At 57.0% G+C, this 26370-nt stretch carries 29 protein-coding genes and 1 tRNA gene; 24 read left to right on the top strand and 6 right to left on the bottom strand.

The genetic code is table 11. From position 1 onward, the window contains the following. Nucleotides 1-3 precede the first annotated feature (3 nt). Entirely contained in the window at nt 4-1146 is a 1143-nt protein-coding gene (locus JL39_RS19085; RefSeq protein ID WP_244446916.1) for a restriction endonuclease, read from the bottom strand. A gap of 40 nt (nt 1147-1186) precedes the next feature. After that, a complete protein-coding gene (locus JL39_RS19080; protein WP_037154181.1) occupies nt 1187-1753 on the bottom strand; it encodes a recombinase family protein in 567 nt (188 codons plus the stop codon). A 194-nt stretch (nt 1754-1947) separates the two neighbouring features. Between JL39_RS19080 and JL39_RS19075 the strand changes: the two genes are divergently transcribed. Continuing rightward, on the top strand, nt 1948-2205 hold the full coding sequence (locus tag JL39_RS19075) for a hypothetical protein (RefSeq protein ID WP_037154179.1): 258 nt from the start codon (nt 1948-1950) through the stop codon (nt 2203-2205). Between the two features lie 365 nt (nt 2206-2570). Here the strand turns inward: JL39_RS19075 and JL39_RS19070 are convergent, their stop codons facing one another. Next, complete coding sequence (locus tag JL39_RS19070; protein ID WP_037154176.1) at nt 2571-3002, bottom strand: hypothetical protein; 432 nt, start codon at nt 3000-3002, stop codon at nt 2571-2573. Nucleotides 3003-3160: 158 nt separating this feature from the next. On the opposite strand from JL39_RS19070, the gene JL39_RS19065 reads away from it, so the two are divergent. Together JL39_RS19065 and JL39_RS19060 are read left to right on the top strand one after the other, a co-directional pair. Then, on the top strand, nt 3161-3871 hold the full coding sequence (locus tag JL39_RS19065; RefSeq protein WP_037154174.1) for a hypothetical protein: 711 nt from the start codon (nt 3161-3163) through the stop codon (nt 3869-3871). A 91-nt stretch (nt 3872-3962) separates the two neighbouring features. Beyond that, the gene (locus JL39_RS19060) at nt 3963-4271 is read left to right on the top strand and encodes a hypothetical protein (RefSeq protein ID WP_152601187.1); all 309 of its coding nucleotides are present in this window, start codon (nt 3963-3965) and stop codon (nt 4269-4271) included. A 620-nt stretch (nt 4272-4891) separates the two neighbouring features. Here the strand turns inward: JL39_RS19060 and JL39_RS19055 are convergent. Continuing rightward, entirely contained in the window at nt 4892-5884 is a 993-nt protein-coding gene (locus JL39_RS19055; protein WP_037154168.1) for a site-specific integrase, read from the bottom strand. A gap of 249 nt (nt 5885-6133) precedes the next feature. Between JL39_RS19055 and JL39_RS19050 the strand changes: the two genes are divergently transcribed. Further along, the gene (locus tag JL39_RS19050; protein ID WP_037154165.1) at nt 6134-6886 is read left to right on the top strand and encodes a hypothetical protein; all 753 of its coding nucleotides are present in this window, start codon (nt 6134-6136) and stop codon (nt 6884-6886) included. 6 nt (nt 6887-6892) lie between these two features. After that, entirely contained in the window at nt 6893-7813 is a 921-nt protein-coding gene (locus JL39_RS19045) for a hypothetical protein (protein ID WP_037154162.1), read from the top strand. A gap of 1089 nt (nt 7814-8902) precedes the next feature. Here JL39_RS19045 and JL39_RS19035 read toward each other — a convergent pair. Further along, the gene (locus JL39_RS19035) at nt 8903-9469 is read right to left on the bottom strand and encodes a hypothetical protein (protein ID WP_037154155.1); all 567 of its coding nucleotides are present in this window, start codon (nt 9467-9469) and stop codon (nt 8903-8905) included. Nucleotides 9470-9594: 125 nt separating this feature from the next. On the opposite strand from JL39_RS19035, the gene JL39_RS32185 reads away from it, so the two are divergent. The 7 genes from JL39_RS32185 to JL39_RS19005 all read left to right on the top strand — a co-directional run bounded on the left by JL39_RS32185 (nt 9595) and on the right by JL39_RS19005 (nt 15471). Continuing rightward, on the top strand, nt 9595-9756 hold the full coding sequence (locus JL39_RS32185; RefSeq protein WP_200883981.1) for a hypothetical protein: 162 nt from the start codon (nt 9595-9597) through the stop codon (nt 9754-9756). After that, a complete protein-coding gene (locus JL39_RS19030) occupies nt 9753-9971 on the top strand; it encodes a hypothetical protein (RefSeq protein ID WP_037154153.1) in 219 nt (72 codons plus the stop codon). Before JL39_RS32185 ends, JL39_RS19030 begins: the two co-directional genes overlap by 4 nt. Continuing rightward, complete coding sequence (locus tag JL39_RS19025) at nt 9968-10390, top strand: hypothetical protein (RefSeq protein ID WP_052182988.1); 423 nt, start codon at nt 9968-9970, stop codon at nt 10388-10390. Before JL39_RS19030 ends, JL39_RS19025 begins: the two co-directional genes overlap by 4 nt. A 392-nt stretch (nt 10391-10782) precedes the next feature. Next, on the top strand, nt 10783-11355 hold the full coding sequence (locus tag JL39_RS19020; protein WP_037154150.1) for a helix-turn-helix domain-containing protein: 573 nt from the start codon (nt 10783-10785) through the stop codon (nt 11353-11355). Between the two features lie 118 nt (nt 11356-11473). Then, the gene (locus JL39_RS19015; RefSeq protein WP_037154148.1) at nt 11474-12472 is read left to right on the top strand and encodes a phage protease; all 999 of its coding nucleotides are present in this window, start codon (nt 11474-11476) and stop codon (nt 12470-12472) included. A 26-nt stretch (nt 12473-12498) separates the two neighbouring features. After that, nucleotides 12499-13407, top strand: coding sequence for a Mu-like prophage major head subunit gpT family protein (locus tag JL39_RS19010; RefSeq protein WP_037154145.1), 909 nt, complete (start codon nt 12499-12501; stop codon nt 13405-13407). A 288-nt stretch (nt 13408-13695) separates the two neighbouring features. Next, the gene (locus tag JL39_RS19005; protein WP_037154142.1) at nt 13696-15471 is read left to right on the top strand and encodes a DUF262 domain-containing protein; all 1776 of its coding nucleotides are present in this window, start codon (nt 13696-13698) and stop codon (nt 15469-15471) included. A 187-nt stretch (nt 15472-15658) separates the two neighbouring features. Here the strand turns inward: JL39_RS19005 and JL39_RS19000 are convergent. Continuing rightward, nucleotides 15659-15748: transfer RNA gene (locus JL39_RS19000), tRNA-Ser, on the bottom strand. Between the two features lie 314 nt (nt 15749-16062). On the opposite strand from JL39_RS19000, the gene rplU reads away from it, so the two are divergent. The 12 genes from rplU (at nt 16063) to JL39_RS18940 (ending at nt 26363) form a co-directional block, all read left to right on the top strand. Further along, nucleotides 16063-16374, top strand: a complete 312-nt coding sequence (gene rplU, locus JL39_RS18995) for a 50S ribosomal protein L21 (protein ID WP_037154140.1) — start codon at nt 16063-16065, stop codon at nt 16372-16374. A 30-nt stretch (nt 16375-16404) separates the two neighbouring features. Then, the gene (gene rpmA, locus JL39_RS18990) at nt 16405-16674 is read left to right on the top strand and encodes a 50S ribosomal protein L27 (RefSeq protein ID WP_037154138.1); all 270 of its coding nucleotides are present in this window, start codon (nt 16405-16407) and stop codon (nt 16672-16674) included. A 130-nt stretch (nt 16675-16804) separates the two neighbouring features. Then, the gene (locus JL39_RS18985; protein ID WP_037154135.1) at nt 16805-17452 is read left to right on the top strand and encodes a GNAT family protein; all 648 of its coding nucleotides are present in this window, start codon (nt 16805-16807) and stop codon (nt 17450-17452) included. Next, nucleotides 17449-18036 (top strand): GNAT family N-acetyltransferase, encoded by a 588-nt coding sequence (locus tag JL39_RS18980; RefSeq protein ID WP_037154132.1) that lies wholly within the window; start codon nt 17449-17451, stop codon nt 18034-18036. The genes JL39_RS18985 and JL39_RS18980 overlap by 4 nt, the downstream gene beginning before the upstream one ends. A gap of 156 nt (nt 18037-18192) precedes the next feature. Continuing rightward, nucleotides 18193-19254 (top strand): GTPase ObgE, encoded by a 1062-nt coding sequence (gene obgE, locus JL39_RS18975; protein WP_037154129.1) that lies wholly within the window; start codon nt 18193-18195, stop codon nt 19252-19254. Continuing rightward, nucleotides 19251-20426 carry a glutamate 5-kinase gene (proB, locus tag JL39_RS18970; protein ID WP_037154126.1) on the top strand — a complete coding sequence of 392 codons (1176 nt, stop codon included), beginning with the start codon at nt 19251-19253 and terminating at the stop codon, nt 20424-20426. Before obgE ends, proB begins: the two co-directional genes overlap by 4 nt. Then, nucleotides 20419-21702, top strand: coding sequence for a glutamate-5-semialdehyde dehydrogenase (locus JL39_RS18965; RefSeq protein WP_037154125.1), 1284 nt, complete (start codon nt 20419-20421; stop codon nt 21700-21702). The genes proB and JL39_RS18965 overlap by 8 nt, the downstream gene beginning before the upstream one ends. A 6-nt stretch (nt 21703-21708) precedes the next feature. Continuing rightward, nucleotides 21709-22338, top strand: a complete 630-nt coding sequence (locus tag JL39_RS18960; protein ID WP_037154123.1) for a nicotinate-nucleotide adenylyltransferase — start codon at nt 21709-21711, stop codon at nt 22336-22338. A gap of 129 nt (nt 22339-22467) precedes the next feature. After that, on the top strand, nt 22468-22935 hold the full coding sequence (gene rsfS / locus JL39_RS18955) for a ribosome silencing factor (protein WP_052182987.1): 468 nt from the start codon (nt 22468-22470) through the stop codon (nt 22933-22935). A gap of 106 nt (nt 22936-23041) precedes the next feature. Beyond that, complete coding sequence (gene rlmH / locus JL39_RS18950) at nt 23042-23524, top strand: 23S rRNA (pseudouridine(1915)-N(3))-methyltransferase RlmH (protein ID WP_037154119.1); 483 nt, start codon at nt 23042-23044, stop codon at nt 23522-23524. Between the two features lie 108 nt (nt 23525-23632). Further along, nucleotides 23633-25042 (top strand): murein hydrolase activator EnvC, encoded by a 1410-nt coding sequence (locus JL39_RS18945; RefSeq protein ID WP_037154117.1) that lies wholly within the window; start codon nt 23633-23635, stop codon nt 25040-25042. Further along, complete coding sequence (locus JL39_RS18940) at nt 25032-26363, top strand: S41 family peptidase (RefSeq protein WP_037154114.1); 1332 nt, start codon at nt 25032-25034, stop codon at nt 26361-26363. Before JL39_RS18945 ends, JL39_RS18940 begins: the two co-directional genes overlap by 11 nt. The last annotated feature ends 7 nt before the right edge of the window (nt 26364-26370 follow it).

Raw genomic sequence — 26370 nt, 5'->3', positions numbered from 1 at the left:
GATCTAACTCCAAGCCGGCACGAAGATCCGCTTCAGCGGCACGAGCTGCTGGGTCTCGAGGTCCAGCTTCTCATATTGCTCAAGCAGGCTTTTCACGAGATCATCAAGATCCATCAACGCCAGTGGAATGTTCGCTCTCTCAGCCTCGTAGCGAGCTTCCCTGCTGAAGCCACCTGTGCTGACATAGAGCCCCTTGTCTTGTGGATGCCGCCCGCCAAGGAAGCTGCGGACATCCGGCGCGCCCATAGCTCCCTTGCGATGCTTTACTTCGACCACAATGCGCGGCGACTCGAACCCGAAGCCATCTGGCGAGGCGACAATGTCCTTACCTCGGTCCGGACCTGCCTCTGAAACCCGTGTCTTGTAACCAAGCGAACGCAGGAGGCCGGCGACAAGCTCCTGCATGTCATCCCACGGCAAGGCGCTGACCTTGTCCTTGATGAACTCGTGTGCACGGCTCTCCATGGATTTGAAGAGGTCTTCCTCCGTGGCTTCCGTCGCCGCAGCAACAGTTTCCGACTTTGCCGGCTGCCCCGAAACCATTGCCTTCTTGAGCTCAGCAGAAACTTCACTGGAAATACGGAAGAGCGTCGAGATTGCGCCAAGGCTGTTGCGGCTCTCGACGGACAGGAGATCGCGGCTAACCTCGCCCTGCCACCGCACTGGTCGATATTGCGCATCCTCTGGGTCTACCGACGTATCGTAGCGATAGGGACCAGTGATTTCGCCAAGCAGATAGACACGGCGAGAGGGATTGTAGGTGACGACCATGTCACCAACCTCGATCTCGTTCACGAAGCGGTGCAGCTGCCCCGCAGCCATAGCAACCGACTGCGGCTTCGTCTCGGGCCAGGATGCACTAACGAGATCTGCGATCGCCTTGCGAGACTTAACGCTCGAAAGATCACCAACCTCATTCCAGCCTATAGCAACTGCCGACTTCTCCTTGAACGCGTCGAAAAGCCGCCCATCGCGCTCAGCGCGCACCATCCATGCCTTGCTCATGACTAACCCTTCACTTCGAGGCTGAACATCGCCGAAGGAAGCGGCCACTGCAAGATCATGAAGCGGGATGATGCTCTTTGACTCACAGGTGCTCGCTGGCTGGCTCGGCAATCCTAAACGTTGCACCACAGCTTTCGACATGCCAAACGCGCCGGTGAGTCTCGACGGCGATTTCGACAGGCTATTCGATCCCGGCGCCCCGTAGAACCCGAGCTAGTGTTTTCGGATGGACCTCATACCGCGCAGCGACCTCAGAGATCGGCTCCAGGTCAATCTCGACGGCGTGCTTTGCAGCCTCGGTCTGCTCTGGTGTCATCGAGCGGCGCCGTCCGATGCGTGATCCTCGTGCTCTCGCCGCTTCCATGCCCGCTTTGGTGCGCTCGCTGATGATGGCTCGTTCAAATTCTGCCATCGCGGCCATTATGTGGAAAACCAACCGTCCGCCTGATGATGACGTATCGATGCTCTCGGTCAGCGATCGGAAGTCACAGCCCCGCTTCGACAATCCGTTTACGGTCTGAATTAGGTCGACAAGGGATCGTCCAAGCCGGTCGAGGCGCCAAACGACGAGCATGTCACGTCGCTTGATTTGCCTGAGAGCCTTGAGAAGGCCAGGACGCTGGAAGTCGGCACCGGACAGTCCATGATCGGTGAAGATCTCTGAGCAACCTGCCGCCTTCAACGCAGCAATCTGCATGTCGAGGTTCTGCTCGACCGTTGAAACACGGGCGTAACCGACCAGCTTCATCTCCCAAATCCTCACGCTCTAGTGGCTGCTAAGCGGTTGACATAAAGGAACCTTTTCGCTCTGTCGGTCATTAAATGGAGCTCCTCCGGAAGCCCTTGAAACCATAGGATGCGACCGGATCAGCAGTTACAGCTGACCTCTATCGGACAAAGGTTCCCTTTCGCTCTCGTCCACCTTTCACGGACCAGAAGACCATGGACCTCACGTTGATCATCTTTGCGTCCGGCGTCGTCTTCGGTGGCGCATGCGCGATCCTCGCGGCCAACAAGAACCGCGATCCTCTGGGCTGGTTCGCTCTCGGATTCTTCTTCAGTTTGGTGGCCTTGATCCTGATTGCTGCGTTGTCGCAGGCTGAGGGATCTAATAAAGACCGCACGGCGGCGCGACGTGCCAACACCAAGAGCGGATTTGTAACCGATCCGAAAGATCCGGAACGTCCCTGGTTGGGATAAAAAACGCGATGAAAACTCTAAACCCCGGAAGAGTTTTCACTTCTCGAATGGCATCGTAAGTTCGCAATGGAGAGGACTTCCCGGCCGGGAAGAGGAGGTTCCGTTGTCTATTATGTTCTTCTTACTTAATAAGTATAAAGTAATAGACAATGAATGGACGGGAACGGAAATTTGCTTCCGGGTGATTTCTGACACAGGTGCGCACCGGCTGGTTTTTCCATCGTTTGCAGCGAAGCTTCAGCAGCAACGCTCGGTGCGAGCCCTGAGACAACCCCGCTCGATTAGTAGCTGCTACGGGAGATATGTTCAGATGCGACATATCTCTGCGGGCACCTTTCGTCCCGCAGAGAGATAGCACCGCGAACCTATGCCGCGTTGACCGGCAGCCGCTTCAATTCGTCTTCCAACAACAACCAGTCAGTGCTGGGCTTATTGGCGTTGAGCGCGCTGTCGACCCACCATCCCATCGGCGCGCGCGGATGTCCATTCGCCTTCATCAGGTAGTTGTCGATATGTGCTGCGACGGTCCGTGCCGCACCGCCGTAGCTCCCGCTCTTACGCTCCCAAATCCGATACTCGTGACCGCACACGCGCTTCATCAAGGAATGAAAATGGCTGGGGAACAGACCTTCATCATCCCATAAGTGCCAGCAGATCTGGTGAAGCGAGACGTAGTGCTGGCCAAGCTCGCGCCAATTGAGATCACCGGTTTCCAGGTAGCGAGTGAGCTGCTTCGGAAAGAACGCCCGGTAATCGGACATCAGTTCTTCAGGGACCGGGATTGCGTGCATGTTCATGGGAATTCTCCATTTGTTTGTAACGCTTTTCGTTATAGCGGTCGGGCGACTGAAATGACGCAGGTCGTGAGTGATGATGATGTCTGGCCCGCTGAGATGGATTGATTTGGGGACCATCCGGACGCTAAACGCCGGTGTTGGTGGTCCAGGAGACAAATATGAATCATCCAAAGTCGGTCGCATTTCTTTTCGCCTACGTGCCGAAGATGCCAACATCGGTGGAACAGCTGAATCAGATCGAAGCCTTGCGAACGCAGTCGGCGATTGTGTTTCGATTTGCTCAGAAAATGAACTTGAATCCACCTGACAGATTGCCGGCGGTGACTACCTATCGCGATGGCATATTCACGCGGAACGCCACCTTCAAACGAGCAGTTGATCGTGCTCGAAGCCAAGGTAGTGATTTGTGGTTGGCTGACATCGGGCACCTATTGCGTAAAAGCAGCCACGCAAATATTTCAAAAGCCATGGCAGATCTGGACAGTCTGCAAATCGACGTGATCGATTGCTTGAGCGGAAAGAAGTGGAGCGAATTCGAGCTCCCTGAGCGTGCTGCGTTTTCCAGAGAAGCGTTGTCGCGCAAAGTCGCCTCGTTGGCTTCCGGTTCTATTCGAAAGGGGCAAGCACCTGACATTCACAACGCGCTGAAGGGGGCTTCTGCCAACAGAGCAAGAGCAGAGCGGAAGGCGGAGCAACTGCGCCCGGTGGTGAATAGATTCAGAGCCACCCTTGCTCCCGGCGATGTCATCACTCCATCGATGCTGATGCGGCACCTTAACGCTGAAGGCGTATCGCCGGAACGTGGGAAGGCTTGGTCACTCAACAGCTGCAAGAATCTCTTGCAGCGATTGCAAGGCACCAAGGAGTGAAAACTCTAAACCCCGGAAGAGTTTTCACTTCTCGAATGGCATCGTAAGTTCGCAATGGAGAGGACTTCCCGGCCGGGAAGAGGAGGTTCCGTTGTCTATTATGTTCTTCTTACTTAATAAGTATAAAGTAATAGACAATGAATGGACGGGAACGGAAATTTGCTTCCGGGTGATTTCTGACACAGGTGCGCACCGGCTGGTTCCGGTGATTTTAGCAATCAGCTTGCATTCGGTCGCACGGAAGCTGCCGCACCTCAACCTCGTGCATTTGGCCTATGCTTTTTGTCTGCTTGCGCTGTCACATGAAGATTTCGACCAAGTTCCCGGCTCAGGCGGTTTGGACCTCCGGATCGTCGCCAGCACGGAAAGCATCCCCATCGCGAGGCTTGCCTTTTCCTAGGACTTCGATGCGCGGCAGATGCGCATGGGAGTGGCAAGGCACCGGTCATCACACCGTCCAGGCATGGGAGGCTACTCGGCACCGGGTTGATGTGGACAGAAAGACAGCGCGCTTCCGCTCATCGTCCGTGTGCTGCACGTGCGAGGGAAATCTGAGCACCGTGAAGTCGGTCACCGCTCAGGACGTTTGAGAAAATGGACCAGGCACTGCGTCGACGCATGATCTAAAAGCACACATAATAATGCGCGCGGATATGTTTTCGGTTCTGGCAATCAAGGGATTCCAATAGACGCTGAAGCGAACCTAAGAAGTATCTAACACGTATCATGTGTCCATTCGCCGAGATCGTCCTGAGCGCACCAGGCAACGGAAGCAATACAACCGAAGCGGGTTATCGGACCTTTACATCGAGAACAAAATCGCCGATTTCGGTTGATTTTGTAAAGATTATGTAAACCTTCGGTAAAGGTCCGGGTCATTTCCGCAACGATTTCGGAATTTATGACAACGTCACCCACAACCAAAGATAGGTATAATGTAAAGGTCTGCGGCTTCGACCTTTACATAGACACGTCTTCAAACTCCAAAATGTAAAGGTCAGGTAAGTAGCGTTAGGCAAACTAGCCAAGGCGCGCTACTAGATCGTCAGCGCTCAGATGCGTGTAACGCTTCAACATACGCAACTCGCGGTGCCCCGATATGCTGCTGACCTCGATCATGTTCAAGCCGCGCTCGAATAGACGGCTGACGCCCTCATGACGTAGATCGTGGAAACGCAGACCTTTGACGTTCGATCGAACCAGAAGCCGACGCCACGCCTGTTCCAACGCGCCGGAAGTCATTGGGAAGACGGTAGATTTATCTACGTCAGCTCTACTCTTCCAATCCATCAGCGCCTCAAACGCACGATGGCTGAGCGGCACGTCACGACCGGAACCGTTCTTCGTCATAGCCAGCGTGATCACCCGACGATTGTGCGAGATATCCGACCATTTTAGCCCCAATATTTCCCCACGACGCATCCCTGTCTCGATAGCCAGGATCAGCAGCGTCCGGAGGTAGGGAAGCTGACCCGCGTCGCAACCATCGAGCAAGCGCTGCTCTTCGTCACCGGTCAGGCGGCGACTGCGCTCATTGCGAATGACCGGACGACGGACGAGCTTCACCACGTTCCTTGCAAGCGGCAGTCCCCAATCGCGGATCGCGACCTCAAGGACATGGCTGAGGATCGCCAACTCGCGCACGGCGGTAGATGGAGCTACGCTCTGGAGCCGCTCGTCGCGAAACGCGGCGATGTCTTGCTGGCTGAGACCGATCATTGTCCGGTATGCGAGATCATGACGACGCAGCACCTCGATCCGCTGGATCTCTTGCACTGACCCGCGTTTCAACGGCGACACTTCACGCTGATAGCGTTCAAGGAGTTGCCCAAGCGTTGTGGTCTCGAGGATCCTCGTATCCGGCGCGGCACCGAACCGATCGACCTGGGCTTCCAGGTCGCGCGCCCACTTCTCGGCTTCCTGCTTGGTGTCAAATGACTTGCAGCGGGGTTTCATACCGCGCCGACGCACCTGGGCTTGCCAACGTCCTCTAAGCTTTCTGATAGATGCCATGCACGATCTCCAAACGGATGTTGTCGATCACGCGTAGGATGCCCCTAGAGGGGAGCCAAGGTTTATCCCGGCACTAGAGAGCCGTTGGGAATAAGGTAAAACTATTGACCGCCGTGGGTTATACAAGCACACCGATCATAAGCTGCATTTTCATTTAAACCGACTGGGGCCTTTATTTTTTTCTCTGTCCGTGCTTGCTTCGCAAGCGAAAACAATCGGGTTGAAGCGACGTCACCATTGAGTGTCCAAATGAATTTCCAGCAAGATGAAGCAGAACCTTCCGAGGAGACACAGAGGAAGGAGGTCGCCGAATGGGTTTACAAGTTCTTGGTAGAGTCGGATGAGCCAGCGAAACCGGTCCTTTTGTCCAAACTGGGCGGACGGATCGCAAAAGAGTTCGGTAGGCCGGTAAGATCACTTCTCGGTAGAGATAAAACACTCTCACACGTTTTAACCGAGCACCTTGAAGGAAAGATAGGATTTATCGGAAGTCAGGGCACACTGTCAGTATTTGTCGACGAGTCGGCAACCGCGCATCGTGATGCACCACTCCCTCGCCTAAACAGAGTTCTTTGGGCCGCATTCTTCAGACCTATAAAGGAAGGCGAACGGCGGTTCATAAGCCTCGCACCGGAGGTCCACTTCTGGGATGCCCCTCAGGATTCAGCGGCACCGTCGCCTGGATGGGAAGAGATCGAGCCGCACCGCATTCCTCCGGTTGACCTGGCTCTTCCACAACGGAACAGAGCTGCCTACTTCGCAATCGAAGACTGGTTCAAGCTTAGAGGTTACAGCCTTCAGGACCACTTCTATAGGGAAGATCGCCCGCATGCGCATAGGCCAACTGATGTTGCCTCGACCGCCAAGCTTCCTCCATCAGCACTGCGCACGGCAGATGCGAATGGAATTGAGGCCCTGCGCAATCTTGTATTGTCCATACCTGAAAAGGATCGAAAGAACTACAGTATAAATTTGGATCTCCTATCTGCCCTATTGCAGTAGTCGCCGATGGCAAATACAGCGGTTGTTCTAGCGGGAGTTCCAAGCGCGATCCACAGCGTTGTGCTGGCGGATTTGCGAGCGCGTTACTCGACGGGTTATGTTTTCCGCGTGGCGTCGTCACGACTTCACAAGGATGAACAGGCTCACTACGTAGAAAACGAAATCGATGCAATTCTGGAAGCTTGCCGCGACGCCATCTTCGGAGAGAAGAAGCGACCTAGCAGTTTCTGTCGAAACCCGACTCAGCAATGCGCGCTGAACCATTCGTCAGGAAAGCGCTGCGCCCTAAGTGAAGGGCAAACCTGCAGCCTGGTAAAGCCAGATCATTTTTTCCTCCTGTTTCAGCCGGGGGAGAATGCGAAGAAATTGCAGGAGGTATTGCATTACTCACCGTTAGCGATCCCCCTTAACAATCAATGCTATGGTCGAGCTAATCGAACCGTCGAGGCGGCAGTGGAAGCTATTGGTCGTGGCTTGGCAGCTATAAAGCACCTGAAAGACAACATGAGGTCCTTGAACTCCCCTTACCTGCTGCCTCCCATCAATTACGGAATGGGCATCGACAAGCTCTTCAAGATCGACTTCGACATAGACAAGCAGCAGAAGAAGGCGAAGAACTTTCGGGTGGAGCGTTTTGCCGGACAGGATCGCGCTTATAAAGCAAAAGGGGACTTGCGGTTTAGTCCGACTTCCACGGAAATCCAGCACGGCAGCGCCGGCCCTGAGGATCGCGCGGACATCGCCTTGACCCGACACTTTAGACTTGGTTGCACCTATGAGGATAAATTCCATTTCGATGTGACGCGAGCAGACGGACACGTTCACAAGGGGCGAACGACACTTTTTTGCCGCCAGAACGGGGAATGGAAGCCGGAAAAGAAAAATGCCAACTTATTAGTAGACGATTGCATGCGAGGAAACGGTTAAAGCCCCGTAGCTTTTCAGCTCGAGGCTTTCCGAAGTCGTGAGAGTAGATGACGAATTTTCAGACTTGCGTCTGGTGCCTAGTCTACTAAATCCCCGGGCCCGTAGGATCAAGCATCTATGGATGACATTCCGCTTACCACCCCTCTCAGAACGATCCAAAGCTCAGCTATGGCTCAGTTCAAAGTGGCAGCGTGAGGTCCACTTCGTCTAGTCGACTCATTACATGTCTAAGTCCACCCAATTTGTCAAGAGGAATACATAAAAAGCGTTTTTCCAACCCAACTGTGGCGCCAGCGTGCCTAAATCTTTCTTAGCTGTTGTCTGACACTCAGTTCCGGAATTAATGGGAATATCCGGGAAAAACCGGGAAATGCTGATGAAGCCTTAGAAATAAAAGGCTTTTTCGGGCCGAGGCGGCGACATTCGGAGTGTTCGTTTTGACACCAAGAAATGACAAAATCGGCCCTTTCCGATGCTCGCAAGCTCTATTTTCGAAGAAGCCTCAAACGCTCTTCAAAAACGGCTCGAAACCCTTTTAAACGGCTTCAAACCATTGAATCCATTCAGATCAGGTTTTCGGCCAAGAACGTCCTAACACCGGCCGAAAACGCCCGAAAAGGCAAATTAGATTCGCATATTCATGTGGGAATCTCTAAAATGGTCAAAAAACCCAAATAAAACAGTGGCTAAGACCGCCCTTGACGCGCCAAAAGATTCGCACAAATTTTGCGTCTCACTCAAGCCCGTGATCCACCAGAACGACGGCGCATTCTACATCTGTCGGAGGCTTCACACCGGGCGGAAGACGATCCGGCAGCATTCGGAACGCGGCGTGATAATCGCCCATGGCAGGGCCTTTGACAAGCCGCCAGAAGGGCAGAAGCCATACCGGCGTGACATTCGAGTATTCAACCAGTGCGCGAGCTTGGCGGGCAGTGAGACGCGAAGACAAAATCACCTCCATGTGGATCGTTGACAGGAGGAGATTGAACGGAAGAGAGGCATCCGTCATCGCCGAAAGCGCACGGGAAAATTGGCATGAAAAAAGGCGCGGTGGGGAGCCGCGCCTTGCCTTTTACGTGACCAGCGTCAAGCGGTGCGGCGGCCTTCCTGATTTTCTCCGTTCAGCCTCGCTATGATTCGCTCGATAGCGGCCCGCTTGAGGCTGAATGCCTGGGAGAGATCAGCCGGAGAAATACCCACGGACGCTTGCTCCGCAATCAGGCGGTCGCGTAACGAGGTGTCATCCCGCTTGATGCCCACTGCCGCAAGTCTCGACGCGTCCTCGCGGATTTCGATCTCCAGCCAAGGCAGCAACATACCGGCTTCGAAGGGATCACGCGATCCTTCAAGCTTGCGAAGCAATTTGTGGTAATACTGCGAAGTCGGACGGCCGTGGCCCGGCTCCGGCAGGTCAAGGCCATGATCGGCGTAAACGTCCGCAACGATCCGCTCCACGTGGTTGAATAGCTCAGGCCATATCGTCACCCGAGCGTCAGCCGGAGCAGCCTCCGCAGCGCGCTTTTCAAGTCGCGCCGTGATCATCATCTCAATGAGAGTGTAGGCCAGTGCGCCGGTCAAATTGAGAACGGCGGTGAAATCGTCCGGCTGACCTTCGGGCATGGGTATGCTATTGCTGTCTACAGCTTCGGGCATCGGGTAACCTCCTGTGCCTGCAGTTAGGCCCGTGACGATGCTCGAACATCGAAACGGGCCGCTTGATATGTACAGATATTATCTATACAGTCTGTGTGGGATATGTAAAGAGAGTTTCTGTACAAATGGCAAAAGAGACCAAATCCGCCCAGGTCAACCTGCGGATTACACCAACCCTCAAGGAGGCTGCGGACAAAGCTGCGGCTGATGATCAGCGGTCCCTGACTTCATTGGTAGAAAAGCTCCTGACAGATTATCTGAGACAAAAGGGCTATCTTCCGAAATGAGCGACGACATCCATAAGAAAGAAATCCACCGCATTGCCTTCACGCGGACGGAAGCCATCATGACAGCGATCATGTCGCTTCGCGAACCGTTGGCCACGGAAAAGGAGATCGGCCAAGTCGGGAGCGCCTATAATACCGTCCGGTCCATCGTTTTTGACATGATCGAAGGAGCCTATTGGGAAGGCTATTCCAGCGGCGAGGATCGGCCACAATGACCGAAAGCGTCACGCGGAAGCGAGAGCGCAAGCACCGGACCTCCATGGATCGGATGCGGCCTGCCGGACGGTTCAATATCCACGCGTCTGACCATCGCGCCGAGCTGGCGGAGCATTGTGCCTATCAGGCGGTTCAAACCGTCTTCGGGTGGCTTTCAATCGAGCAGATGCGGAAACCGCTTCGCAAGCACAAGGATGCGCAGCTCGCCCGCCAGATCGCGATTCGGATCATGGCCGAGGAATTGGCGGTGGATCAGCGGCAGGTGAGCCGGATGCAGAAGCGCCAGCGGACGAACATCCATTTCGCACTGCAAACGGTCAATGAACGGCTTGAGGATAGCGTATTCCGCGCTGCCTACGAGCGCATGGCGGCGGATGCCCGCACCGCCTATGCCAGGGCAATGAGGGAAGCGGCATGATCAAAGCGCCAACTTGGCGCTTTGATCGGCTGTCTAATAAGCAAAGCGCAAACTTTGCGCTTTGCTCGGTAATAGGGACAACGTTGGCCCTATTACCGAAAATTGGATCAGGTTGAGCTTAATTCCGCCAACTTGCCGCAATTTCGAAATAGCGCAAATTTTGCGCAGTTTTTTTTGCCCAGCTGGGATTCATTGCCTTTTAACGGCAGACACCCTATCGTTGCGTTGCGCGTGACACGGTGAAACTCTCGCTGCCGTAGGACCGCCTTGGGGCGGGACCGCTATGCGGGGTTCAGGCGAGGCCCCGCCGCGCACCTTCCTCTTCCTCCCACCGTTTGGCCGTCCGAATTCAGACGATATCCGTTTTCGGACGGTGATGTACTTCATCTCGCATGAAGGTCACTCTGGAAGATTTACTGTCTCTTGGGCTCGGTGAGCGCTCATGGTTGAGGAACATGCCGCCGACGTTGGCGGACGTGGCGCGCATCGTCGGGATAGAAGCGACGTTGCGCTTTGCCTTGCATTACGGCGGTGAAGGTGCGTACCTTCCGGCGTGGCATGGGCGTGATCCCGAAGCTCCCAAGAAGTGGGCATTGACGACGGTCGTCGGGGAAGAGGCCGCGATCAAAATCGTCGATCACTTCGGTGGCGGCGTCAGTTTTCCAGTGGCGGCCGGTTTCAACGGTCGCATTTACCGCCGTCTGCTTGCCGTCGCCATGCTGGAGAAGGGAGCGACAATCCGGGACGTTTGCCAATCGGTCGGCGTTGCACGGACGATGGCCTACGAGTGGAAGAAGCTATTCGTTGACCCCGTCGCCATTCGGGACAGGCAAGCAAGCCGTGGCGAACAAGCAGCCAAGCTATTTAAAGACGGCTGTTCTCTGAATGAGGTGCAGCAAGAGACAGGGCTGAGTGAAGGATACCTCGCAGGTATTCGAAAGAAGATTTGCGAGGAAACAGTATGAGCATGTTTGTCACCGCCACAGTGCGCCGTGCCCCCACGCCTAGAAACGAATTTGAAGCCGTTTTGAAGCCCGTACAGCGCAACGGCGAAGTTTTTCGACCAACGGGAGCCGACCGCGCATGAACGCCTCTTCCACGCCCATCCTTGCGTTGATGGCCGAACAGGCGGGCGACCGTACCGCCTGGGTGCATCTGATCCCCGCCGGAACGTTCACCGGGATCGACGGTCGCGGGCCGTATTCGATGCCCGATGCCGCCGCCGTCATGAACAAAACGCGGGCCTATCACGGCAAGAGAAAGATCGTCCTCGACTATGAGCATCAGTCGATCAACAGCCAGAAGAATGGCCATGCCGCACCGGCCGCAGGCTGGATCGTCGGGCTTGAGGCACGCGAGGATGGCATCTGGGGCCTTGTCGAGTGGACCGACAAGGCGGCGGCACACATCGCCAGCAAGGAATACCGGTACATCTCTCCGGTCTTCCTCCACACAAAATCCGGGGAAGTGCTGTTCTTGCGGAATGCGACTCTCACCAACACCCCGAACCTTGACCAACTCGTAGCGCTGAACCGCGCGGAGACTTCCATGGACAACGAAACCGTAAATGCCAAGCTCGCGGCGGCTGCAAAGCTGCTCGGGCTTCCCGAAACCGCCGGTCAGGCAGAAATCCTTGCGAAGTTCCAAGAACTTTCGACGCTCGCGAGCGACCTCGCCAGCCTGACCGGCGATCCTGCCTTTGCGGTCAATTCCGCCAACCCCGACCCGACGAGGTTCGTTCCGATCGGTGACTTTGAGCGTGTTGTGGCCGAAGGCAACAAGCTCCGCCAGGGCATCACCAAGGACGCGGCGGAGACCCACGTTGCGGCGCATATCCGCAGCGGCTCACTCGCACCATTCCTCAAGGATTGGGCGATCTCGCTGTGCACGGTCAACAAGCCGCAGTTCGACGCCTTCATGAGCCGCGTCGGCCCACACCTGGCCAACATCACCGTGGCCTCACATGCCCGCGCCACGCCACCGGGCGACGGCAAAGCCGAACATCAGCTTGGCGAGGACGAACTCGCCATCTGCCGAAACATGGGCCTGACGCCCGAACAGTACATCAACGCAAAGGCCTGAGGGCCTGACCACGAGCGGAAACGAAAATGGGTATCATCGACAGGGCGAACCTCGACAGGATTTTCACGGGCTTCAAGGGAGCCTATGCCAAGGGCTTTGACGGCGCGAAGTCGGTCTATCCGACCGTCGCCATGACCGTGCCTTCCACTACCAGCGAGGAAATCTACGGTTGGCTCGGCCAGCTCCCGCGCATGCGTGAATGGATCGGTGACCGCGTCATCAAGAACCTTTCGGCGCACGGCTTCACGATCAAGAACCGGAAGTTCGAAAGCACCGTTTCCGTTCCTCGGGAACGGATTGAAGATGACCATTACGGCATATTCGCCCCGGCCTTCGAAGAACTCGGCAAAGCCGCTGCCGAGCATCCCGATGAACTGATCTTCGATCTGCTCGCCAAGGGCTTCACCTCCGAGTGCTATGATGGGCAATATTTCTTCGACACCGATCATCCTGTTGGCTCCAGCGGTGGCGATTTTCCTGTTACCTCCGTCGCAAACACCGATGGCGGCGCGGGCGAACCGTGGTTCCTTCTGGATTGCTCGCGAGCGATCAGGCCGCTGATCTACCAGGAGCGCATTCCCTACAAGCTCACCGCCCTGGACGATGATACGGACGAGAAAGTCTTTTTCCGGGACGAGTACATCTACGGCACGCGCGCCCGCTCCAATGCCGGTTTCGGCCTCTGGCAGTTGGCGTGGGGATCGCGGCAGACACTCGATGCCGCTCACTATGAGGTAGGCCGGAACGCGATGCAGAAGTTCAAGGGTGACGAAGGGCGCTTGCTCGGCGTTCGTCCGACCCACCTTGTCGTAGGGCCGGACAACGAAAAGAAGGCGTTCGACCTGATCAATGCGGCCACCCTGGAAAACGGTGCGAGCAACGCATGGAAGGGCACGGTCGAAGTCATCGTAACGCCTTGGGTTCATGCCGCCTAAAGTGTCGGGCGGGTTTACCTCTAGCCCGCCTGACGCCGTGCCCGCTGGTGTGGCTGGAGATGCCAGCGGGCAAATTCTTCCTGACCACGGATGGACTGGCCTGCCCAGAATGCTCAGCCCGGAGGAGGTTCCAGCTGCGCTACGCAAATTGCGGGGTCATCGTCAAAACCCTACATCGCGGAGTGACAACTTACCCCTTGTCATCGAGCCGCCTCCCGACCTACCGTCAGGTGATGGGACGCGTCATTCTGCAATCGTGTGGTGACGATTCGCTACCGGGGGGCAATAATGCAAATCGAATTAAGCTCGACAACACTTTCGATCCAAACGCTTTACCGCATGTTCCGAGATGGAGACTTCTATGTGGACCGCCGGTATCAACGCAAGCTGGTATGGACACTGGAAGAAAAGCAGCAACTTGTCGACAGCATTTTGAAGGAGTTTCCAATCCCTTTGGTTTTGCTCGCCCGGAGATCTTCCGAGGGTGCCGTCTACGATATCATCGATGGCCTTCAACGACTACACACTATATTCTCTTTTATTGAGAACGCGTTTAAAACAGCAGACGGCTTGTTGTACGACATGCGACAGTTGCCGAGAGCGGCTCAAGCGGCAAAGGACGACAACCGAGAGATCGTTGCGGACGACAGTTTGCTTCTTTCCCCTACGGATTGCGCAGCATTCTCCGAATACGTCCTTCCGGTCACGATCGTGGAAAGGGCAGACGGCGAGTCTATAATCCAGATCTTTGAGCGCATAAATTCATATGGTCGCCGGCTAAGTGAACAGGAACAAAGGCAGGCAGGCCTCACCTCCAGATTCTCTCAACTCGTTCGAACCCTTAGCTGCGAAATAAGAGGAGATGTGTCGGAGGAGAATGTGCCACTGTCAGTCATGCCAGAAATCAGCGTGCAAGGCGTTAAAACGGTACATGGTTACGGAATAAGCGCAGAAAATACCTTTTGGTCCAAACAGGGAGTTTTGCACTTCAGTAGCCTAAGAGACAGCCTTGATGAGCAAATGATAGCGGATATCGTGGCGTGCATCCTCAATAAAGAACCGGTGCAAAGATCTCGTCTATCGCTCGATCGCATATATGATCCGACCGAAAAAGAGTACACGCGTATCGAAAATTTGCTTTCGAAGTATGGCGAAGACGATATCAAACGCGACTTTCTGACCGTGTTCGATCGGCTCCAGATTACATGCGACCATATACCAGAAGGGAGCACCCTTCAGTCCATCATCGCCAAAGGACAGCACCATAACGAGATTTCAACTATTTTTGCTGCGCTTTTTCTCGCGTTCTACGAGCTCATCATCATCCGAGGGATGGATGTTCACGACTACGACAAGCTCGTAATGGCCTTGGCAGACCTACAGCTAACGACACAGCGAAAAGCCATCGAACCCGCTAAACGACGTGCGAATATCAACTCTATCAAAGGCGCTATTCAGGATGCGTTCGCTGAGGATGATGTGCGCGACATACCCTTGGGCAAGCCGCTGGTTTACACCTTCGAGAACTCACTTCGCAGGTCACGGATTGAGCTTCCTCACTACGAGTTCAAACAAGGCTTATTAACTCTAAACTCCGCGAGAACGTTCGGCGAGCATGTATTAGACGACATTCTACAGACCATCTGCGGAATGGCGAACATAGAGCCGAACCGTGATTCGTTTATATATGTTGGCGTCTGCGACAAGGAGAGCGATGCGCTGCGGATTAAACAGCTGGATAGCATTGATCCGGTGATCTTCGAGGGCCGTCAAATAGTCGGCATTGAACGGGAAGCGAAGATTCTAAATCAAAGCTTGGACACATACGTTATGAAAATAAAGGACAAGATCAATGTGTCGGGGCTCTCAGGCCACCTGAAGAATGACATGCTTTCGAAGCTCGATTGTTTTGTATATCACAATCTCGACGTGCTACGTATTGTCGTGCCCGGACAGAGCCGAATGAGCTTCTTGGGTGACGAATGTTTCGACCGGCACGGTTCATCTACAGTCAAAGTCCCGATTCAATCGGTCCCTGATGTGGCTCGACGCTTTCAAAGTTGAGCGCGAAATTAGGTTACGCAGCAAAAATCAGTTTGTGTAACACTGCGAAGCAGCATCGCCTTGTAATGTACAAAAACAAAATTCCGGAATTAAGTGGCAAAATTCCGGAAATCGGCGTCCGGCTACATTAGCGGATTGGCGCCCGACCCATTCGTCACGAAGGAAACAGCGAAAAGCTGGGAACCCATGGCGGAGAGGGTGGGATTCGAACCCACGATACGGTTGCCCGTATGCCGCATTTCGAGTGCGGTGCTTTCGACCACTCAGCCACCTCTCCGCTTAAAGATGTGACGCGTTGGTCAGCGCGGCGTTCTCATAGCGATGAAAGGTGGAGCTGGCAAGGGGCGAATATCGAGACAAGCTAAGCTTTTACCTTGACAGTTTTTTGTCTGTCGCGTATCCCCGCACGCGATCAGGCGTGGAAAAGATTCCATGCCTCTTTGTTTGCATGGCGCTTTGTTGCCGCCATGCGGATTTCACCGGCAGGCAAGTTCAAAAGATGCTCTCTTTCGAAACCCTGCCATAGACCGACTGACAAAAAGACGGCCGTCCTTTCCGGATAGAGCCGGACCGAACATGAAAGGATAAAGAATGTTCGCAGTCATCAAGACCGGCGGTAAGCAGTATCGCGTGGCAGCCAACGACATGCTGACCATCGAGAAGCTGGAAGCCGAAGCTGGTGCAGTAATCGAGTTCAGCGAAGTCCTGGTCGTCGGCGAAGGCGCCGATGCCAAGATCGGCGCCCCATTCGTCAAGGGTGCGACGGTCAAGGCCGAAGTGGTCGAGCATAACCGTGGCAAGAAGGTTCTCTCCTTCAAGAAGCGCCGCAGGCAGAATTCCAAGCGGATTCGCGGCCATCGCCAGCATCACACGGTTGTCCGCATCACGGACATTCTCGGCTAATCAGGGTTTCGAAGGTAAAGGAGAACACCAATGGCACATAAGAAAGCTGGCGGTTCGTCGCGTAACGGTCGCGATTCCGAGTCCAAGCGCCTTGGCGTGAAGAAATTCGGCGGCGAAGCCGTCATTCCGGGCAACATTATCGTGCGTCAGCGCGGCACGCAGTGGCATCCGGGCCAGAACGTTGGCCTCGGCAAGGACCACACGATCTTCGCACTCGCCGCCGGTAACGTGTCCTTCCGCACGAAGGCGAACGGCCGAGTATACGTGTCCGTCATGCCGAAAGCGGAAGCAGCGGAATAAGCCGGTAGCGCTCTAAAACAGCCGGCGTCTCATCGACCCGGCTGAAGCGCAAAGTTCAGTCAGAAGAAAAGGGAAGATGGGGCGCCACCCACCTTCCCTTTTTCTTTAACCTCAGAGAGGAGACTGAACCATGCAAGGCGAATTACTGAGGGCGAGCCAATCCCGGCCGCCAGAGGAACGGCCTAAGGAACCGCTAAGACCCGAACGGTCGAGGAGCGATTGCCCCGTCTTACTGTCGCAGAGACTGGTTCTCCGCGCGCCCCATGAAGAAGACATCGACGCCCTTGCCCATCTCGCCAACAATGCGAATATCGCGACCATGGTGTCGCGTATGCCGCATCCCTACACGGCAAAAGACGCAGCCGATTTCGTACGACGTGCGAAAGCCGGCGAGATTGGCAAGTGCGTCTACGCCATCACGCGAGGTGACAACGGCGCCTTCCTCGGTTGTTGCGCGCTGGAACCCCACCAGGACGAGCGAACGTTGGAGATCGGCTACTGGCTGGGCGAACCCCATTGGAACAGGGGTTACGCCACCGAAGCCGCGCATGTGCTGATCGACATGGCCTTCGGCACGCGCAACCACATCGATTACATTGATGCGCGTTGCCGGGTGACCAACATCCCATCGAAGCGGGTGATCCAGAAATGCGGCTTCCAGTTCCAGGGCACCGGCATGATCGATTGCATGGCGCTCGGCGGCATGGTCGCGGTCGAATGGTTCCGGCTCGACCGCAAGACCTGGATGTCCTTGAGAAGCTGGGGAGAACTGAGATGAACGCTGCCGTTCTCCAGAAGAGCGATTCTGTCGTCACGATGCCGGGCCCCTGCCCCGTCATCATCACCGAACGGCTGGTCCTCAGGCCTCACAAACTCTCCGATGCGCCGGCGATTGCCGAATCGCTCGGCGATTTCAAGGTGAGCCGCATGTTGTCGAAAGTGCCGCAACCCTATGATCGGCAGGATGCGCTGGACTGGATCGTCCCGCAGACCTCCGGCATACTGCCGGACTGGGCGCTGGCGATCACGACCGGTGACGATACTCATATCGGCGTCGTCGCGATCGAACTCCGTCGTGGTGAGTGGCATCTCGGCTACTGGCTCAACCGCTTCTACTGGGATCGCGGTTACGTGACGGAGGCGGCCGGCGCAGCCTTGGAGCGTTTTTTCCGGCGGATGCCCAATACGGCGATCCGCTCCGGGGCCTTTGCGGACAATCTCGCGTCGCTGAATGTCCAGCGGAAGCTCGGTTTCCGCATCACCGACGCGGACCAGATCTTCAGCATGTCGCGCAACCGCATGGTGCCGCATATCGAAACCGCGATGCTGCCCGAGGACTTCCGTCGGCTTCGGCGGCCGTAACCTATATGATGATAGGCCCGGCGGGAGAGATTCCGCCGGGCTGGTTGCCGGGGGTTTCATGATAATCTTTGACCTCTGTCCCAACCGGCGATATCGAAACCCACCGGATGCCTTGTCAGATGAGGCCCCGATCAACGCAAAACCGACGGCGGAAACATGAAATTTCTCGACGAGGCAAAAGTCTACATACGCTCCGGTGACGGCGGCGCGGGCGCGGTCTCGTTCCGTCGAGAGAAATACATCGAGTTCGGCGGACCGGATGGCGGTGACGGCGGGCGTGGCGGCGATGTCTGGGTGGAAGCGGTCAACGGCCTCAATACGCTGATCGACTTCCGGTTCCAGCAGCACTTCAAGGCCAAGATCGGCACGCACGGCATGGGCAAGAACCGCACCGGCGCCAACGGGAGCGATGTGACGCTGAAAGTACCGGTTGGCACGCAGATCTTTGAGGAAGACAACGAGACGCTGATCGTCGATCTCACGAAGGAGGGCCAGAAGTTTCGGCTCGCCAAGGGCGGTAATGGCGGCTTCGGAAACGCCCATTTCAAGACCTCGACAAATCAGGCGCCGAACTGGGCCAATCCTGGCCTTGAAGGTGAGGAAAAAACCATCTGGCTGCGGCTGAAGCTGATTGCCGATGCCGGCCTCGTGGGTCTGCCGAATGCGGGCAAGTCCACGTTTCTGGCAGCCGTGACGCGAGCACGGCCGAAGATCGCCAACTATCCCTTCACCACGCTGCATCCCAACCTCGGTGTCGCCTCGATCGACGGACGTGAATTCGTACTGGCTGACATCCCCGGATTGATCGAGGGAGCCCACGAAGGCGTGGGTATCGGCGACCGGTTCCTTGGCCATGTGGAACGCACCCGTGTGCTGCTGCACCTCGTCTCGGCAGTCGAGGAAAAGGCCGGCAAGTCTTACAAGACCGTAAAAACGGAACTCGAAGCCTATGGCGGAGGCCTGACCGACAAAAGGGAAATCGTCGCACTCTCGCAGATCGACGTACTCGATGAGAAGGAACTCAAGAAAAAGGCGAAGGAACTGGAGAAGGCGTGCGGCCAAACGCCGTTTCTAATCTCGGCTGTTACCGGCAGGGGCATGACCGAGGTCCTGCGTGCCCTTCGTGACGTCATCGTCGAAGCGAGCGAGGGCGAAGAGACGGCATTGCCCGACCGCTCTTTGCCGATCGAGGATTTCGGCGAGGGGAGCGACGAATGACTGCCCGAAAGCCGCTCGCCAGCCACCGCCGTATCGTCATCAAGATCGGCTCTGCCCTGCTTGTCGACCGAAAGACGGGTCTGAAATCGCAATGGCTCGATGCGATCTGCTCCGATATAGCCGCGCTGAAGATGAAAGGCATTGACGTTCTGGTGGTCTCCTCCGGTGCGATCGCCTTGGGGCGCACCGTGCTTGACCTGCCCTCCGGCGCCTTGAAGCTCGAAGAAAGTCAGGCGGCAGCGGCCGTCGGCCAGATCGCACTCGCACGCGCCTGGTCAGAAAGCTTGTCCCGCGACGGGATCGTGGCTGGGCAAATCCTGCTGACACTCGGAGATACTGAGGAGCGCCGCCGGTATCTCAATGCCCGCGCGACAATCAACCAATTGCTGAAGATCGGCGCTGTGCCGATCATCAACGAGAACGACACGGTTGCCACGACTGAAATTCGCTACGGCGACAACGATCGGCTCGCCGCCCGTGTCGCGACCATGACCAGCGCGGACCTCCTCGTTCTGCTGTCCGATATCGATGGGCTTTATACGGCTCCACCGCACCTCGATCCGGGTGCAAGGTTCCTGGAGGCCATCCCGGCAATCACGCCGGAAATCGAAGCGATGGCGGGGGGCGCAGCTTCGGAGCTTTCGCGTGGCGGCATGCGCACCAAGATCGATGCCGGCAAGATCGCAACCGGCGCAGGCTGCGCCATGATCATCGCCTCTGGCAAGGCCGACCATCCGCTGCGCGCCATTGAAGAGGGCACGCGCTCCTCCTGGTTCGCGCCTTCCGGCACGCCCGTCACGGCACGAAAGACCTGGATCGCGGGCCAGCTTCAGCCGGCCGGCGAACTTTTCGTCGATGAAGGCGCGGAAAACGCGCTTGGCGGGGGAAAAAGCCTGCTGCCCGCAGGCGTGCGCCGTATCAGGGGGCATTTCCATCGCGGTGATACGGTTGCGATCATCGGTGTCGACGGGCGCGAGATTGCCCGTGGGCTGGTAAGCTATGATGCCGACGAGGCTCGCCAGATCACCGGCCGCAAGTCCGGCGAGATAGAGGCGATCCTCGGTTATGCCGGCCGCGCTGCCATGGTTCACCGTGACGACCTGGTGATGACCGGACCGATTCGGCGCAAGGCGAAGAAAGAGGATCGCAAGGAGGATACCGCCCATGCTTGATAAAGTTGCAAACGCGGCCGACGTCGCCGCCATCATGGACGAGATCGGCCACAATGCCAAAGCGGCAGCCAGGGAGCTTGCCACGGCCTCGACCGAAGCCAAAAACAAGGCGCTGAATACAATGGCGGATGCTATCCTTGCCGCCAGGGACAAAATCCTCGCCGCCAATGCCATCGACCTGAGACAAGTCGAAGGCAAGGGATTGCTTCCTTCCTTCATCGACCGGCTGACGCTGACTGAAAAAGGCATTGCTGGCATGGCCAGCGCCTTGCGAGAGATCGCCGAGTTCAAGGACCCGGTCGGCGAGGTGATCGCCGCCTGGGATCGGCCGAACGGTCTCCATATCGAGCGGGTACGCACACCGCTTGGTGTCATCGGCGTGATCTATGAGAGCCGCCCGAACGTCACGGCTGATGCAGGTGCGCTTTGCCTCAAGGCCGGCAATGCGGTAATCCTGCGCGGTGGCTCCGACTCCGCCCATTCATCGAAGGCGATCCATGATTGCCTCGTAACCGGTCTGAAAGCCGCCGGACTTCCCGAACACGCGGTCCAGATCGTCCCGACTACCGATCGCGCGGCGGTCGGCGCCATGCTGTCGGGCCTCAACGGTGCTATCGACGTCATCGTGCCGCGCGGCGGCAAAAGCCTCGTCGCCCGCGTTCAGAACGAAGCACGCGTACCGGTCTTTGCCCATCTCGAAGGCCTCTGCCATATCTATGTAGACGCTTCCGCCGATCTTGAAATGGCGAAGAAGATCGTCGTCAACGCCAAGATGCGCCGCACGGGCGTCTGCGGCGCGGCAGAAACGCTGCTTGTCGATAGCGCTGCGATCGGCACGCACCTGATGCCGATTCTTGAAGCGTTGACGGAAGCCGGCTGCGAAATCCACGCTTCCGCCGCTGTGTTGAAGGTCTTCCCCGGCTTCAAGCCTGCGACGGAGGAAGACTGGCGCACCGAATATCTCGACGCGGTGATCTCGGTCGCCATCGTCGATGGCATTTCCGGGGCGATCCGCCACATCAACACCTATTCGTCCCATCACACGGAGGCAGTGATTGCAGAAGACCCGGATGTCGTCGCGCGTTTCTTCAACGAAATCGACTCGGCGATCCTGCTGCACAATGCCTCGACCCAGTTCGCGGACGGCGGCGAGTTCGGCATGGGCGGCGAGATCGGCATTTCCACCGGTAAAATGCATGCGCGCGGCCCCGTCGGCGTCGAACAGTTGACGTCCTTCAAATACCTGGTGCATGGCACCGGTCAGATCCGGCCCTGATTCCACGTGGGGCAGGAAACGATCGATCCACGCTATCTCGACATGCCGCATGTAGAGCGCGGCATGGCTGTCGGTCTGTTCGGCGGTTCCTTCAACCCACCGCATGAGGGGCATCTGCTGGTCGCCGAAATCGCGCTCCGCCGCCTCGGGCTCGATCAGCTCTGGTGGATGGTTACTCCCGGTAATCCGCTGAAAAGTCGCTCCGAACTTGCATCGCTGAAGCACCGGCTCACCATGAGCGAGAAGCTGATCCATGATCCGCGTATCAAGATCACCGCTTTCGAAAAGACGCTCGGCGGTTCATATACGGCTGATACGCTCGCCTCTGTGAAAGCCAGGAAGCCGCATGTGCATTTCATCTGGGTCATGGGCGCTGATAGCCTGAAGACCTTCCATCTCTGGCAGAAATGGCAGGAGATCGCGTCCACCTTCCCGATCGCCGTCATCGATCGCCCCGGTTCGACACTTTCCTTCCTCTCGTCGAAAATGGCCCGTACCTTTGACTATGCCCGCATCGATGAGGACGATGCCGGGACATTGTGGAAGCGCAAAGCCCCTGCCTGGACTTTCATTCATGGTCCGCGTTCGGCACTGAGCTCCACCGCAATCCGCGCCGTCAACGGCCAGAAATCCTGACCGGAAACATGCAAACAGCCGCAAAATGAAACGATGAAGAAGATTCTGGCCGTCACGATCACCTTTTTGGCCTCTCCCTTGAAAGATTGACCATTCGATGCCACCTTTCTCTATGCGACCGAGTCTCAAATCGGATTCGCGGAAAGTGCATGTTGCTGTTACCGGAAGAAAGGACAGACCCTGACAACAGTACACGCCAAGGGAAAGACGGCCCCCGTCCTCCCGCAGAGCCTGGAACGTGGCGCCGATGCCGCCGCCCGCGCTCTCGAACTGGTCCTCGCAAGTCTCGAGGACTCCAAAGCAGAAGATATTGTCACCATCAACATCGCCGGAAAATCAGCGCTCGGAGACTATATGGTCGTTGTCTCCGGACGATCGAGCCGGCATGTCATGGCCATCTGCGATCACCTGATCTCCGATCTTAAGGACGAGGGCCTGGGTGCACCTCGCGTCGAAGGCCTGGAGGCTGGCGACTGGGTGCTGATTGACACCGGTGACATCATCATACATGTGTTCCGCCCGGAAATCCGCGAGTTCTACAACATCGAAAAGATGTGGGCCGCTCCGGATATCGAGGAAGGTACACTGCTGCACTGACAGGTTTGGGCGCATCCTGAACCGGTCTGGCTGACGTCGAATTCGAGGGCCGAGCATACGCTCGCCGCCCGGACGGGATTTCGGCCGCTAAAAAACGGATCAGGACATGCGGATAAGCCTTTTTGCGGTGGGACGGCTGAAAGCCGGACCTGAAAAGGACCTTGCGTCCCGTTACCTCGACCGCTTCGCCAAAGCTGGCCCGGCGGTGGGGTTGGAATTGTCCAAGCTCATGGAAGTCCAGGAGAGTCGCGCAGCCAACCCCGAAACGCGCAAGCGTGAAGAGGCCGGCATGCTTGAAAAGGCACTCCCGGAAGGTGCGATCCTCATCCTCCTCGATGAACGCGGCAGGGCGCTCGACAGCGAATCTTTCGCCGGCCTCATCGGCCGCTATCGCGACAACGGCAAGCGCGATCTGATGCTGGCAATCGGCGGTGCTGACGGGCTTGACCCGGAATTGCGCTCACGCGCCGATGTGGTGCTCAATCTCGGCACCCTGACCTGGCCGCATCAACTCGTGCGTATCCTCATTGCCGAGCAGCTTTATCGCGCCGTCACCATTCTTTCCGGCCATCCCTATCACCGGGTGTAAACACTTCATTTAGATTCAAACACGATGTTGTTTATGGCTTCGTCGGGCAAATCAGCTTACGCTTCCTCGATCCGGCGGAAAATCGGAGCGGGAATGAGAATAACAGGGATGACATCGTACCGACATGCGCTGCTTCTGGCTGCAGCCTTCGGTTTCGCCCTGATTCCTCCCCTTGAACCCTCCAGCCCGGCTCGCGCTCAGGATGCCGATATGCCGGCACCGCCGCCGCAGACCGGATCACCTGCAGCCGCCATGGTCGATCCTACAGCCGATCTGCAGCGCAGGCGCAACGAGACGCGCGGCGAGCTCGAAGTCCTGTCCAAGAACATGAAGCTTTCGGCCGACAAAGTGGCCACGATTGAAAGGAACATTGCGGATATCAAGAAAAACAGCGCCGATGTCCGCCAGGCCCTGATCGAATCCGCCGCCCGCCGTAAGAGCCTTGAAACGAGGATCCTGGCCAGCGAAAAGAAAATCGCCGAGCTCAAGGTCAAGGAGGATGGCATTCACGCCTCGCTGCGCAGCCGCCGCGCCGTTCTCGCAGAGGTGCTCGCAGCGCTTCAGCGGATGGGGCGCAATCCGCCGCCGGCGCTTCTGGTCACGCCCGACGATGCATTGGCATCCGTGCGCAGCGCCATCCTGCTTGGCGCTGTCGTACCTGGCATGCGGGACGAGGCGAACGAGTTGGTCGCCGATCTCCAATCTCTTGTCTCTTTGCAGGCTGCCGCCCTGACCGAGAAGACGAGCGTCTCCAGCACCATCGCCGAAAGCCTCGAAGAAGAGCGGCGTATGAACCTTCTCCTCGCTGAAAATGAAAAGTTGAACAGGCGTAACATCGCCGACCTGGATGCCGAACGCCGCCGCTCGGAAGAACTTGCCGGGCACGCCGATACGCTTGAAAGCCTCATCCAATCGCTTGAAGGCGAGATCGCTTCCGTCCGCGATGCAATCGACAGGGCACGCCTCGAAGAGGAGCGGCGCCGCCTCCTTTCGGAAGCCGAGCGCGAAAGGGCCAAAAAGCTCGCCAAAAGCGGCGTGCCTGACAAAAACCGTATTGCGCCCGCATATGCGTTTTCGAGCCTCAAGCAGAAGCTGGAGCTTCCGGTCGCCGGAGATGTATTGCGTTGGTTCGGTGACCCCGACGGGACAGGACATACGGCAAGGGGCACGACCATAGCTTCGAATCCCGGAGCAGTGGTTACGGCGCCTGCGGATGGTCTCGTCGTTTTTGCCGGTGCGTTCCGAAGCTATGGACAGACGATCATCCTCAATGCCGGCGACGGATACCATCTGGTCCTTACCGGCATGGATGAAGTGAATGCGCGGCAGGGTAAGTTCGTCTTCGCAGGCGAACCCATCGCCGTTATGGGTGAGAAAAGAGTGGCAAGCGCAATGGCATTGGCGCTGGAAACAGATCGTCCAACGCTTTACATTGAATTCCGAAAGGACGGCACTCCGGTCGATTCCAGGCCGTGGTGGACCGCAAAAGAAACTGGAAGGGCACGAAATGATTCGTAGGGCTTCTCTTGTCATCGTCGGGGCGCTCATGGGTGCGACAGCGATGAGCGTGATTTACTCGGCCGGTGTGCCTGCGCAGGCCGCCGGTCCTTCGACCTACAAGGAATTGTCGATCTTCGGCGATGTGTTCGAGCGGGTCCGTGCTCAGTACGTGACGCCGCCGGACGAGGAAAAGCTGGTAGAAAATGCCATCAACGGCATGTTGACCTCGCTGGACCCCCATTCGAGCTTCATGAATGCCAGAGATGCCGAAGATATGCGCACACAGACGCGCGGCGAGTTCGGCGGCCTCGGCATCGAGGTGACGATGGAGAACGAACTCGTCAAGGTCATCGCGCCCATCGACGATACGCCCGCCTCGCGTGCCGGCATCCTGGCCGGTGACTTCATTTCGGAGATCGACGGCCAGCCGGTACGCGGCCTGAAGCTTGAAGATGCCGTCGAAAAGATGCGCGGTGCGGTCAACACGCCGATCAAGCTGACGATCATTCGTCAAGGCGCCGACAAGCCGCTCGATATCACCGTCGTGCGCGATATCATCGCGGTCCGCGCCGTAAAATCCCGCGTTGAGAACGGTGACGTCGGTTACGTCCGCGTTATTTCCTTCACTGAAAAGACCTACGACGACCTGGAAAAGGCGATCAAAAAGATCAAGGCGGATGTACCGGCCGATAAGCTGAAGGGCTACGTCCTCGACCTGCGCCTTAATCCCGGCGGTCTTCTCGACCAGGCGATCAACGTTTCCGACGCCTTTCTGGAACGCGGCGAGGTTGTTTCCACACGCGGCCGCAATGCAGACGAAACCCGCCGCTTCAATGCCGGCCCGGGTGATCTGACGGACGGAAAGCCAGTGATCGTACTCGTCAATGGTGGCTCGGCTTCCGCCTCGGAAATCGTCGCCGGCGCATTGCAGGATCTGAAGCGTGCAACCGTTCTCGGTACGCGCTCCTTCGGCAAGGGTTCGGTCCAGACGATCATCCCGCTCGGCGACGCCGGCGCGCTGCGTCTGACCACCGCTCTCTATTACACGCCCTCAGGTAAATCGATCCAGGGCACTGGCATCAACCCGGACATCAAGGTTGAGCAGCCACTGCCGCCGGAACTGCAGGGCAAGGTCCGCGCCGAAGGTGAGTCCAGCCTGCGGGGCCATATTCCAGGCGCCGCCGAGACGGAGGAAGGTTCGGGCTCCGTCGCTTATGTGCCGCCGGAAGCCAAGGACGACATCCAGCTCAACTATGCACTGGATCTGCTCCATGGCGTGAAGACTGATCCGTCCTTCCCTGCCAATCCGGACAAGGCTGCGGCCGCCATCAAGAAGTGACGAAATC

The sequence above is a fragment of the Rhizobium sp. YS-1r genome (genome assembly GCF_000757525.1).
In the GTDB taxonomy this organism is placed as follows: Bacteria; Pseudomonadota; Alphaproteobacteria; order Rhizobiales; family Rhizobiaceae; genus Neorhizobium; species Neorhizobium petrolearium.
Note: the sequence above shows the minus strand (reverse complement) of the source record. Positions and strands in the feature narration are given on the sequence as shown.